This window comes from Asticcacaulis benevestitus DSM 16100 = ATCC BAA-896 (assembly GCF_000376105.1).
In the GTDB taxonomy this organism is placed as follows: Bacteria; Pseudomonadota; Alphaproteobacteria; order Caulobacterales; family Caulobacteraceae; genus Asticcacaulis; species Asticcacaulis benevestitus.
In genome coordinates this window covers 1-1,233 of sequence record NZ_AQWM01000098.1, presented here as the reverse complement: position 1 = coordinate 1,233, position 1,233 = coordinate 1, and the positions used below count along the sequence as shown (strand labels likewise).

Annotated in this window: 1 protein-coding gene and 1 pseudogene; one reads left to right on the top strand and one right to left on the bottom strand. The window is 57.3% G+C overall.

Going from position 1 to position 1,233, the window contains the following annotated elements; genetic code table 11:
* A partial coding sequence (locus B060_RS0123565) for an IclR family transcriptional regulator (RefSeq protein ID WP_018084235.1) occupies window positions 1-731 on the bottom strand: 731 nt, incomplete at its 3' end.
* Between the two features lie 122 nt (window positions 732-853).
* Here B060_RS0123565 and B060_RS25890 point away from each other — a divergent pair.
* Window positions 854-1,233, top strand: a pseudogene (locus B060_RS25890) (L-rhamnonate dehydratase); the annotation flags it as partial.

The window sequence follows — 1,233 nt, the reverse complement described above, 5'->3', positions numbered from 1 at the left end:
GCATCATCCATATATTGCGCGGCCGAAGAGACACTGATCGATCCGATGATCTTGTTGCTGGCATCACGGATTGGCGCCGCCACGCAGCGAATGCGATCTTCGTTTTCTTCCAGATCGTAGGCAAAGCCTAGCGCGGCATAGTCGCGCATCCGGGCGAGCCAGGTGTCGTAATCGACGCGATATCCGGGAAACTCGTGGCTTTCGCGCTCATAAACATCTCGCCAGCCGCCTTCGGTTTCATCAAGCAGCAGGGCCTTGCCGATGCCGGTTGAGCGCAGGGGTTGACGCTCGCCTATGCGTGAGCTGATTTCGATACGGCGATTACCCTGGACCTTGTCCAAATAAAGCGCGCGTGCGCCATCGAGAATGCCGAGATGGACCGTATCGCCGGTATCGAGCGATAGGGCCAAAAGATGATCATGGGCGATGCGCGGCAGGTTCATCTGGCGGGAGGCCAGGTGGCCGAGCTCGAGCAGTTTTGGCCCCAGGCTGTAACCCACGCGCGGCGTGAAATTGAGAAAGCGCTGTTCGACCAGGGTCGTTGCAAGCCTGTGTGTTGTCGAGCGTGTCAGCCCCAGAACCTCTGAGAGATGGGCCAGATTACGCGCATTGGCCGCCACCGCCATCATGACGTCGAGACCGCGCACCAGGGTTTGCGCACCGGCCAGCGTCTTGCCGCCCGCTTCGCTCTCTCCGTCCCTGCCCAAGCTCTCGTTTGGCAAATTATCCATTGACGCCGTTTGTTTCATTATTTAATGCTCATATCTAAAGTGTGGGATGAAAGCAAGTCGTTCATCCCGAAATCGGTTCAGGGATGGCGGGATGTGACCAATCATCCCAAATGGTGAGACTAATGCGAAAATTTCCTAAGATCAAGCAAGTGCGCGCCTCCGTTATCAAGGGCGGCGAAGGCGGCGGTGGCGCCGACTATCACGATCAAGGCGAAGGTCATTGGATCGACAATCATATCGCGACCTCCATGGGCCGCTATCCGGAATATCGCCAGAGCCGTAAGTCCTTCGGCATTAATGTGCTAGGCACCCTCGTGGTCGAGATAGAATGTGACGACGGGACGACCGGATTCGCGGTAACTACCGGCGGCGAGCCAGCCGCCTACATGGTCGAAAAACACTTCGCCCGCTTCCTCGAAGGCCGCGATCCGTTCGAATACGAGACCATCTGGGACCAGATGTATTTCGCCTCTCAATATTACGGCCGCAAGGGTCTGGTGGT